At 72.2% G+C, this 10,061-nt stretch carries 11 protein-coding genes; all 11 read left to right on the top strand.

Annotated elements, in window-relative coordinates; translation table 11 throughout:
* Positions 1 to 342: ABC transporter permease (locus KUM38_RS33120; protein WP_217133087.1), on the top strand; the 342-nt coding region annotated here is incomplete at its 5' end.
* The gene (locus tag KUM38_RS33115; RefSeq protein ID WP_217135019.1) at positions 335 to 1,111 is read left to right on the top strand and encodes an ABC transporter ATP-binding protein; all 777 of its coding nucleotides are present in this window, start codon (positions 335 to 337) and stop codon (positions 1,109 to 1,111) included. The genes KUM38_RS33120 and KUM38_RS33115, both read left to right, overlap by 8 nt.
* 359 nt (positions 1,112 to 1,470) lie before the next feature.
* The gene (gene hpnC / locus KUM38_RS33110; protein ID WP_217135017.1) at positions 1,471 to 2,382 is read left to right on the top strand and encodes a squalene synthase HpnC; all 912 of its coding nucleotides are present in this window, start codon (positions 1,471 to 1,473) and stop codon (positions 2,380 to 2,382) included.
* Positions 2,379 to 3,329, top strand: a complete 951-nt coding sequence (gene hpnD / locus KUM38_RS33105; RefSeq protein ID WP_217135016.1) for a presqualene diphosphate synthase HpnD — start codon at positions 2,379 to 2,381, stop codon at positions 3,327 to 3,329. Before hpnC ends, hpnD begins: the two co-directional genes overlap by 4 nt.
* Complete coding sequence (locus KUM38_RS43825; protein WP_366816456.1) at positions 3,329 to 3,454, top strand: DUF6380 family protein; 126 nt, start codon at positions 3,329 to 3,331, stop codon at positions 3,452 to 3,454. Before hpnD ends, KUM38_RS43825 begins: the two co-directional genes overlap by 1 nt.
* Entirely contained in the window at positions 3,451 to 4,878 is a 1,428-nt protein-coding gene (hpnE, locus tag KUM38_RS33100) for a hydroxysqualene dehydroxylase HpnE (RefSeq protein ID WP_217135014.1), read from the top strand. Before KUM38_RS43825 ends, hpnE begins: the two co-directional genes overlap by 4 nt.
* 71 nt (positions 4,879 to 4,949) lie before the next feature.
* Positions 4,950 to 6,014 carry a polyprenyl synthetase family protein gene (locus KUM38_RS33095; protein ID WP_217135021.1) on the top strand — a complete coding sequence of 355 codons (1,065 nt, stop codon included), beginning with the start codon at positions 4,950 to 4,952 and terminating at the stop codon, positions 6,012 to 6,014.
* Positions 6,015 to 6,131: 117 nt separating this feature from the next.
* The gene (shc, locus tag KUM38_RS33090; protein WP_217135012.1) at positions 6,132 to 8,171 is read left to right on the top strand and encodes a squalene--hopene cyclase; all 2,040 of its coding nucleotides are present in this window, start codon (positions 6,132 to 6,134) and stop codon (positions 8,169 to 8,171) included.
* Positions 8,171 to 8,827 (top strand): 1-hydroxy-2-methyl-2-butenyl 4-diphosphate reductase, encoded by a 657-nt coding sequence (locus KUM38_RS33085; RefSeq protein WP_217135007.1) that lies wholly within the window; start codon positions 8,171 to 8,173, stop codon positions 8,825 to 8,827. The genes shc and KUM38_RS33085 overlap by 1 nt, the downstream gene beginning before the upstream one ends.
* A gap of 5 nt (positions 8,828 to 8,832) precedes the next feature.
* Positions 8,833 to 9,855: an adenosyl-hopene transferase HpnH gene (gene hpnH / locus KUM38_RS33080; protein WP_217135005.1), complete on the top strand. Its 1,023-nt coding sequence runs from the start codon at positions 8,833 to 8,835 to the stop codon at positions 9,853 to 9,855.
* Positions 9,856 to 9,859: 4 nt separating this feature from the next.
* Positions 9,860 to 10,061: flavodoxin-dependent (E)-4-hydroxy-3-methylbut-2-enyl-diphosphate synthase (locus KUM38_RS33075; protein WP_217135002.1), on the top strand; the 202-nt coding region annotated here is incomplete at its 3' end.

The following is a 10,061-nucleotide window of genomic DNA, read 5'->3' as shown; positions in this document are numbered from 1 at the left end:
ACCGGGCTGGCGCTGGTCTTCGCGCGGATGGGCAGCAAGACGCCCGACCTGGCCCAGCTGATGCCGTTCGTGCTGCGCACCTGGATGTACGCGTCCGGGGTGATGTTCAGCATCCCGGCGATGCTCGAGGGCAAGGACGTGCCGGCCTGGCTGGCCGACGTGCTGCAGTGGAACCCGGCGGCGATCTACATGGACCTGGTCCGCTTCGCGCTGATCGACGAGTACGGCTCCTCCTACCTGCCCCCGCACGTGTGGGCGTTCGCGCTGGGCTGGGCACTGCTGGCCGGCGTGATCGGGTTCGTCTACTTCTGGAAGGCTGAGGAGAGGTACGGCCGTGGCTGACACCACCGACGAGAAGATCCCCACGGTCATCGCCGACGACCTGCACATCGTCTACCGCGTCAACGGCGCGAGGACCGGCAAGGGCAGCGCCACGGCGGCGCTCAGCCGCATCGTCAAGCGGGGCGAGGAGCGGGGCGTGCGCAAGGTGCACGCCGTGCGCGGGGTGTCCTTCGTCGCCTACCGGGGCGAGGCCATCGGCCTGATCGGCTCCAACGGCTCCGGGAAGTCGACCCTGCTGCGGGCCATCGCCGGACTGCTGCCCGCCGAGCAGGGCAAGGTCTACACCGACGGCCAGCCCTCCCTGCTCGGCGTCAACGCCGCCCTGATGAACGACCTGACCGGCGAACGGAACGTCATACTGGGCGGGCTCGCCATGGGCATGTCCCGCGAGCAGATCAAGGCCCGCTACCAGGAGATCGTCGACTTCTCCGGGATCAACGAGAAGGGTGACTTCATCACCCTGCCGATGCGCACCTACTCCTCCGGCATGGCGGCCCGGCTGCGCTTCTCCATCGCCGCCGCCAAGGACCACGACGTCCTGATGATCGACGAGGCCCTGGCCACCGGCGACCGCAAGTTCCAGAAGCGCTCCGAGGCGCGCATCCGGGAGCTGCGCAAGCAGGCCGGCACGGTGTTCCTGGTCAGCCACAACAACAAGTCGATCCGCGACACCTGCGACCGCGTGCTCTGGCTGGAGCGCGGTGAGCTGCGCATGGACGGGCCCACCGACGAGGTGCTCCGGGAGTACGAGAAGTTCACGGGCAAGTAGCCCGCTGCCACGAGGGCCTCGCCGGAACTGTCCGGCGGGGCCCGGCGTCTGCAAAGGAGACGTCAACTCCGGCCGCCCGGCGGAATCTTGACGCCGATCGGTGCGTTGTCGTGTTGCGCGGAGACCCCCACCGTCACGCGCCGCGTTGTACAACGTAAGCTGTACCGGTCCCGAAAGACGGCAATCAGGGCCATAATGCCCGACATCATCCAACGATGCCGCCTGGCGAAAGCCCGGGTGGCGTGTCCGAAATAGTGCGCATTGGGTCAACAGTGTAGAACGGGAGATGTGACGGCGATGGCTATGGAAACTCCCCTGCTGAGCGCAGTGTGTGCCGTCCCCGCCCATGGCAGTCCGCGATGACGCCCGTGGCCGCGGCGCGCGCCGCCGACCCCGGACGCGCCACCCTCGACAAGGCCGCCGCCGAGAACTTCCCCGTGGCCCCCTTCTTCCTGCCCCGGCCCTGGCGCGACGACCTCATGGCGGTGTACGGGTTCGCCCGTCTGGTCGACGACATCGGCGACGGTGACCTGGCCCCCGGCGGCGCCGACGCCCGCCTCCTCGGAGTGCCCGAGGACGCCGCCGAGGACCGGCCGGCACTGCTGGACGCCTTCGAGGCGGACCTGCGCCGGGTGTTCGAGCCGGCAGGCCCCGAGCCGGGCCATCCGCTGCTGCGCCGGCTCCGGCCGACGGTCCGCCGTCACGCGCTGACCCCCGAGCCCTTTCTCGGTCTGATCGCCGCCAACCGCCAGGACCAGCTCGTCAAGCGGTACGAGACCTACGACGACCTGCTCGCCTACTGCGAACTGTCGGCCAACCCCGTCGGCCGCCTCGTCCTCGCCGTCACCGGCACCTCGACGCCCGAGCGCGTCCGCCGCTCCGACGCGGTCTGCACCGCCCTCCAGATCGTCGAGCACCTCCAGGACGTCGCCGAGGACCTCGGCCGCGACCGCGTCTACCTGCCCGCCGCGGACATGAAGCGCTTCCACGTCCAGGAGGCGGACCTCGCCGCGCCCACCGCGGGCGCGTCGGTGCGCGCGCTGGTCGCGTACCAGGCGCAACGCGCCCGGGAGCTGCTGAATGAGGGCACCCCCCTCGTGGGTAGCGTCCACGGCAGGCTCAGACTGCTGCTCGCGGGGTTCGTGGCGGGAGGAAGGGCGGCCCTCCACGCGATCGCCGCCGCCGAATACGACGTACTTCCCGGCCCGCCCAAGCCCGGCAAGGTCCAGTTGCTGCGCGAGGCGGGCGCGACTCTGCGAGGAAAGGGGTGATCCGGACCGTGGAGCCGCAACCACCCGCGTCCGCACCGGTACTCGCCGCCTACAGCTACTGCGAGGCCGTCACCGGACAGCAGGCACGCAACTTCGCCTACGGCATCCGGCTGCTGCCGGCGCCCAAGCGGCGCGCGATGTCGGCGCTGTACGCGTTCTCCCGGCGCGTCGACGACATCGGCGACGGCCCGCTGGCGAACGACGTCAAGGTGACCCGGCTGGAGGACACCCGGGCGCTGCTCACCCGGATCCGCGACGGCGCGGTCGACGAGGACGACACCGACCCGGTCGCGGTCGCCCTCGCCCACGCCGCCGCACACTTCCCGATCCCGCTCGGCGGCCTGGACGAACTCATCGACGGCGTCCAGATGGACGTACGCGGCGAGACCTACGAGACCTGGGACGACCTCAAGGTCTACTGCCGCTGCGTCGCGGGCGCCATCGGGCGGCTCTCGCTCGGGGTGTTCGGTACGGAGAGGGGGGCGCGCGGCGCCGAACGCGCACCCGAGTACGCCGACACGCTCGGCCTCGCCCTCCAGCTCACCAACATCCTCCGCGACGTCCGCGAGGACGCCGAGGGCGGGCGCACCTACCTGCCCGCCGACGACCTCGCCAAGTTCGGCTGCTCGGCCGGATTCGGCGGGCCGACCCCACCGGAGGGCTCCGATTTCGCGGGCCTGGTGCACTTCGAGGTGCGCAGGGCCCGCGCCCTCTTCGCCGAGGGCTACCGGCTGCTCCCCCTGCTCGACCGGCGCAGCGGCGCCTGCGTCGCCGCCATGGCCGGCATCTACCGCCGGCTCCTTGACCGCATCGAGCGCGACCCCGGGGCGGTGCTGCGCGGCCGGGTCTCCCTGCCCGGACGCGAGAAGGCGTACGTCGCGGTACGCGGCCTGTCCGGCCTGGACACCCGGCACGTGACCCGGCGCACCGTCAGGAGGCGCGCCTGATGGACGCCCCGCACCCCGGCGGAAAGCGGCGGGCAACCCTCCACCGCGACGCCGCGTCCCAGACTGAGACGGCCGGCTCCGCACCGTTCGAGCGGCGCACCGGCCGGACAGGGGAGGGCGCATGAGCCACGGCACACGCTCCACGGGGCCGCGCACGGACGATCCCGTTCCGGCAGGACGGCACGCCGTGGTCGTCGGCGGCGGGCTCGCCGGCGTCACCGCCGCGCTCGCACTCGCCGACGCCGGGGTGGGCGTCACCCTGCTCGAAGGCCGGCCGCGCCTGGGCGGGCTCGCCTTCTCCTTCCAGCGCGGCGACCTGACCGTCGACAACGGCCAGCACGTGTACCTGCGCTGCTGCACCGCCTACCGCTGGTTCCTCGACCGGATCGGCGGAGCGGCGCTGGCACCGCTGCAGGACCGTCTCGACGTGCCCGTGCTCGACGTCACGCGCCCCGAGGGGCGGCGGCTCGGCAGGCTGCGGCGCGACGCGCTGCCCGTGCCCCTGCACCTGGGGCGCAGCCTCGCCACGTATCCGCACCTGTCGCTGGCCGACCGGGCCAGGGTCGGCCGGGCCGCGCTCGCGCTGAAGGGGCTCGACCTCGCCGATCCGGCCCTGGACACCCAGGACTTCGGCAGCTGGCTGGCCGCGCACGGCCAGTCGGCGCGCGCCGTCGAGGCCCTGTGGGACCTGGTCGGGGTCGCCACCCTCAACGCGGTCGCGGGCGACACGTCCCTGTCGCTCGCCGCGATGGTGTTCAAGACCGGTCTGCTGTCCGACCCTTCGGCGGCCGACATTGGCTGGGCCCGAGTGCCGCTGGGTGAACTGCACGACCGGCTCGCCCGCAAGGCGCTCGACTCCGCGGGCGTGCGTACCGAGGTCCGTACACGGGTCACCTCCGTCTCTGTGAACGGGAACGGAGGATGGAGCGTCCAGGTTCCCGGCGAGACGGTCCACGCCGACGCGGTCGTCCTCGCCGTACCCCAGCGCGAGGCGTACGACCTGCTGCCCGCGGGCGCGCTCGACGCCCCCGAACGGCTGCTCGCCCTCGGCACCGCCCCGATCCTCAACGTGCACGTCGTCTACGACCGCAAGGTGCTCGGGCGCCCCTTCTTCGCCGCCCTCGGCACCCCCGTGCAGTGGGTCTTCGACCGCACCGACGCGTCCGGGCTGAAGCACGGCCAGTACCTGGCGCTCTCCCAGTCCGTCGCCCAGGACGACATCGACGAGCCGGTCGCCGCGCTGCGCGAGCGGTACCTGCCCGAACTGGAACGACTGCTTCCGCGCGCCCGCGGAGCCCGGGTCGAGGACTTCTTCGTCACCCGGGAGCGCACCGCCACCTTCGCGCCCGCCCCCGGCGTCGGACGTCTCAGGCCCGGCGCCCGCACCAAGGCCCCCGGCCTGTACCTGGCCGGAGCGTGGACCGCCACCGGGTGGCCCGCGACCATGGAGAGTGCGGTCCGCAGCGGCGTCGGCGCGGCGGACGCCGCGCTGAGCGCCCTCGGCCGGCCCCGCCCCCGCCACCTCTTCGCGATCGAGGAGGCGGCCTGATGCTGCAACAGAGCGGCGCGGCAGGTTCCCGCACCCCCGGTACCGCAACAAGAGGAGAGACTGTGCCCACTGTGCCCCCGGCCTCGCAGGCCGCTCGAAGGACCGCGGTGGACGTGTCCGCGCTCCTGGAGCGCGGCCGGACCCTGGCCACGCCGGTACTGCGGGCGGCCGTCGACCGCCTGGCACCTCCCATGGACACGGTCGCCGCCTACCACTTCGGCTGGATCGACGCCCACGGCCGGCCCGCGGACGGCGACGGCGGCAAGGCCGTGCGCCCTGCCCTCGCCGTGCTGTCCGCCGAGGTCACCGGGGCCGCCCCCGAGACCGGCGTCCCCGGCGCGGTCGCCGTCGAACTGGTCCACAACTTCTCCCTCCTGCACGACGACCTGATGGACGGCGACGAACAGCGCCGGCACCGCGACACCGTCTGGAAGGTGCACGGCCCCGCCCAGGCCATCCTGGTCGGCGATGCCCTGTTCGCCCTGGCCAACGAGGTGCTGCTGGAGCTCGGCACGGTGGAGGCGGGCCGCGCCACCCGCCGGCTGACCGCGGCGAGCCGTGCGCTCATCGACGGCCAGGCGCAGGACATCTCCTACGAGCACCGCGACCGCGTCAGCGTCGAGGAGTGCCTGGAGATGGAGGGCAACAAGACCGGCGCCCTGCTCGCCTGCGCCAGCTCCATCGGCGCGGTGCTCGGCGGCGCGGACGACCGCACCGCCGACGCGCTGGAGAGGTACGGCTACCACCTCGGCCTGGCCTTCCAGGCCGTCGACGACCTCCTCGGCATCTGGGGCGACCCGGAGGCCACCGGCAAGCAGACCTGGAGCGACCTGCGCCAGCGCAAGAAGTCCCTCCCGGTCGTGGCCGCGCTCGCGGCGGGCGGCCCCGCCTCCGAGCGGCTCGGCGAGATCCTCGCCGCCGACGCCAAGAGCAGCGACTTCGCGAACTTCTCCGAGGAGGAGTTCGCGGCCCGTGCCGCCCTCATCGAGGAGGCCGGCGGCCGCGACTGGACCGCCGAAGAGGCACGCCGTCAGCACACCGTCGCCATCGAGGCCCTCGACGCCGTGGACATGCCCGACCCGGTGCGGGAGCGGTTCACGGCGCTCGCGGACTTCGTCGTCGTACGAAAGAGATGATCACTATCGGTCGAATAGCCCTCGCGTAGTCGCCGGCCGGTGTTGCGGGGAGAACGGCACCGGCCGACGGCGGACCCACAGCAGACACCACTCGCAGGACTGCACGAAGGGGAAGCCATGACAGCGACGACCGACGGAAGCACCGGGGCGGCGTGGCCGTCCCGAGTGACCGCGGCCAGCGAAAACGACACCGACATTCCCGAGGCGGCCGGGGTTCCCGACATCGCCGCCCGCGCCATGCGGCGGGCCACCGACTTCCTGCTGTCCCGGCAGGACGACCAGGGCTGGTGGAAGGGCGACCTCGAGACCAACGTCACGATGGACGCCGAGGACCTGCTGCTGCGTCAGTTCCTCGGCATCCGCGACGAGGACACCACCCGCGCCGCCGCCCTGTTCGTCCGCGGCGAGCAGCGCGAGGACGGCACCTGGGCCACCTTCCACGGCGGCCCCGGCGACCTCTCCGCCACCATCGAGGCGTACGTCGCCCTGCGGCTGGCCGGCGATCCGCCCGACGCCCCGCACATGGCGAAGGCCTCCGCCTGGATCCGCGAACGGGGCGGCATCGCCGCCTCCCGCGTCTTCACCCGGATCTGGCTGGCCCTGTTCGGCTGGTGGAAGTGGGAGGACCTGCCCGAACTCCCGCCCGAGCTGATCTGGTTCCCGTCCTGGGTGCCGCTCAACATCTACGACTTCGGCTGCTGGGCCCGGCAGACCATCGTGCCGCTGACCATCGTCTCCGCCGAGCGGCCGGTGCGCCCCGCCCCGTTCCCGCTGGACGAGCTGCACACCGACCCGCACCGCCCCAACCCTCCCCGGCCGCTCGCGCCGCCGAACAGCTGGGACGGCGCCTTCCAGCGGCTGGACAGGGCCCTGCACACGCTGCGCAGAGCCGTCCCGCGCCGGCTGCGCAGGGCGGCCATGAACACCGCCGCCCGCTGGATCATCGAACGGCAGGAGAACGACGGCTGCTGGGGCGGCATCCAGCCCCCGGCGGTGTACTCGATCATCGCGCTGCACCTGCTCGGCTACGACCTGAACCACCCGGTGATGCGCGCGGGCCTGAAGTCGCTGGACCGGTTCGCCGTGTGGCGCGAGGACGGGGCCCGGATGATCGAGGCCTGTCAGTCCCCGGTGTGGGACACCTGCCTCGCCACCATCGCGCTGGCCGACGCGGGCCTGCCCGCAGACCATCCGCAACTGGTCAAGGCCGCCGACTGGATGCTCGGCGAGCAGGTCGTGCGGCCCGGCGACTGGTCCGTGCGCCGGCCCCATCTGCCGCCCGGCGGCTGGGCGTTCGAGTTCCACAACGACAACTACCCCGACATCGACGACACCGCCGAGGTGGTCCTCGCGCTGCGCCGGGTCAAGCACCACGACCCCGAGCGGCTGGACAACGCCGTCGGGCGCGGGGTCCGCTGGAACCTCGGCATGCAGTCGAGGAACGGCGCCTGGGGCGCCTTCGACGTCGACAACACCAGCCCGTTCCCCAACCGGTTGCCGTTCTGCGACTTCGGCGAGGTCATCGACCCGCCGTCGGCCGACGTCACCGCGCACGTCGTGGAGATGCTCGCCGTCGAAGGGCTCGCCCACGATCCGCGCACCCGGCGCGGCATCCAGTGGCTGCTCGCCGAACAGGAGCTCGACGGCTCCTGGTTCGGACGCTGGGGCGTCAACTACCTCTACGGCACCGGTTCCGTCGTCCCCGCGCTGACCGCCGCCGGCATCCCCGGCTCGCACCCGGCGATCCGGCGGGCCGTGGCCTGGCTGGAGAAGGTGCAGAACGACGACGGCGGCTGGGGCGAGGACCTGCGTTCCTACCGCTACGTCCGGGAGTGGAGCGGGCGCGGCGCCTCGACCGCCTCGCAGACGGCGTGGGCGCTGATGGCGCTGCTGGCGGCGGGGGAGCGGGATTCCCAGGCCGTCGAACGCGGCGTCCGGTGGCTGGCGGCCACCCAGCGCGAGGACGGCTCCTGGGACGAGCCGTACTTCACCGGCACCGGGTTCCCCTGGGACTTCTCCATCAACTACCACCTCTACCGGCAGGTCTTCCCGCTCACCGCGCTCGGCCGTTACGTGCACGGGGAGCCGTTCAGCAAGAAACCCGTCGTGGCGAAGAGCGAGCCCGGGCAGCCGCTTGCCGAGGCGAAGGGAAGCTGATGGCACCCCAGCCCGCCCCGGCCCCGCTGCTGATCGCCTGCGCGCTCGGCATCGAGCGGTTCGCCCTGCGCGGGCGGGAGCGCGCCGGGCGGGGCGACGGGGACACGGGCGGACCGGTCACCGTCCTGCGTACGGGCATGGGGCCGGCGGCGGCCGAGCGGTCCGTCACCCGGATGCTCGCCGGCCCGGAGCTGAACCGGGCGGCCGTCCTCGCCACGGGCTTCTGCGCCGGGCTCGCCCCCGGGATGCACCCCGGCGACCTGGTCGTCGCCGGGGAGACCCGGGACCCGCGCGGCAGCGTCCCGTGCGTGGGGACCGAACTGCTGGTGAAGGAGCTGGGGCGCGCGGTGCCCGGGCGCACCGTCCACATCGGTCCGCTCACCGGCTCCGACCACGTCGTCCGCGGCCACGAACGGTCCGATCTGCTCGCGACCGGCGCGATCGCGGCCGACATGGAATCCGCCGCCACGCTCCTGAGCGCCGTCCGCATGGGCGAGCGCCCGGTTGCGGCCGTCCGGGTGATCGTGGACGCTCCTGAACACGAACTCGTCCGGATCGGCACGGTGCGCGGTGGAATATCGGCTTTCCGCGTTCTCCGGTCCGTACTCCCGGCTTTCCATGAATGGCACCGTTCCTTGCTGCTCCCCAGGAGGTGAGCCAGATGGCCATGCCGCTGCGTCAGTCCATCAAGGTCGCTACATACTTGGCCGAACAGAAGCTCCGCGGGCGGGACAAGTTCCCGCTGATCGTCGAACTGGAACCGCTCTTCGCCTGCAATCTCAAGTGCGAGGGGTGCGGCAAGATCCAGCACCCGGCCGGGGTGCTCAAACAGCGGATGCCCGTCGCCCAGGCCGTCGGCGCGGTACTGGAGTCCGGGGCGCCCATGGTGTCGATCGCCGGCGGCGAACCCCTGATGCACCCGCAGATCGACGAGATCGTGCGCCAGCTGGTGGCCAGGCGCAAGTACGTCTTCCTGTGCACCAACGCCATGCTGCTGCGCAAGAAGATGGACAAGTTCACCCCCTCGCCCTACTTCGCGTTCGCCGTGCACATCGACGGGCTGCGCGAGCGCCACGACGAGTCGGTGGCGAAGGAGGGCGTGTTCGACGAGGCCGTGGCGGCCATCAAGGAAGCCAAGCGGCGCGGCTTCCGGGTCACCACCAACTCGACCTTCTTCAACACCGACACCCCGCAGACCATCGTCGAGGTGCTCGACTACCTCAACGACGACCTCGAGGTCGACGAGATGATGATCTCGCCCGCCTACGCCTACGAGAAGGCCCCCGACCAGGAACACTTCCTGGGCGTGGAGCAGACCCGGGAGCTGTTCAAGAAGGCCTTCGCGGGCGGCAACCGGCGCCGCTGGCGGCTGAACCACTCCCCGCTGTTCCTGGACTTCCTCGAGGGCAAGGTCGACTTCCCGTGCACCGCGTGGGCGATCCCGAACTACTCCCTCTTCGGCTGGCAGCGCCCCTGCTACCTGATGAGCGACGGCTATGTGCCGACGTACCGGGAGCTCATCGAGGACACCGACTGGGACCGGTACGGCCGCGGCAAGGACCCGCGCTGCGCCAACTGCATGGCGCACTGCGGCTACGAGCCCACCGCCGTCCTCGCCACCATGGGGTCCCTGAAGGAGTCGCTGCGCGCCATGCGCGAGACGGTCTCCGGAAACCGGGGGTGAGGCCATGACCGCTGTCCCGCTCGGGATGCCCGAGGTGCCACTGCCGCCGCTCGCCGAGCGCCGGAAGAGCCGGCGGATCCAGGTCGGGTCGGTGGCGGTGGGCGGGGGCGCCCCGGTGTCCGTGCAGTCGATGACGACCACGCGTACGTCCGACATCGGTGCCACGCTGCAGCAGATCGCCGAGCTCACCGCCTCCGGCTGCCAGA

Source organism: Streptomyces sp. AC558_RSS880, from assembly GCF_019049255.1.
Classification (GTDB): domain Bacteria; phylum Actinomycetota; class Actinomycetes; order Streptomycetales; family Streptomycetaceae; genus Streptomyces.
The sequence above is the reverse complement of the archived record's forward strand: the minus strand, read 5'-3'. Positions and strand labels throughout refer to the sequence as shown.

Coding starts and splice junctions, on each gene's coding strand:
- hpnC (WP_217135017.1), top strand. CDS start 1,471: ATGACGCCCGTGGCCGCGGCGCGCGCCGCCGACCCCGGACGCGCCACC.
- KUM38_RS43825 (WP_366816456.1), top strand. CDS start 3,329: ATGGACGCCCCGCACCCCGGCGGAAAGCGGCGGGCAACCCTCCACCGC.
- hpnE (WP_217135014.1), top strand. CDS start 3,451: ATGAGCCACGGCACACGCTCCACGGGGCCGCGCACGGACGATCCCGTT.
- shc (WP_217135012.1), top strand. CDS start 6,132: ATGACAGCGACGACCGACGGAAGCACCGGGGCGGCGTGGCCGTCCCGA.
- KUM38_RS33085 (WP_217135007.1), top strand. CDS start 8,171: ATGGCACCCCAGCCCGCCCCGGCCCCGCTGCTGATCGCCTGCGCGCTC.
- hpnH (WP_217135005.1), top strand. CDS start 8,833: ATGGCCATGCCGCTGCGTCAGTCCATCAAGGTCGCTACATACTTGGCC.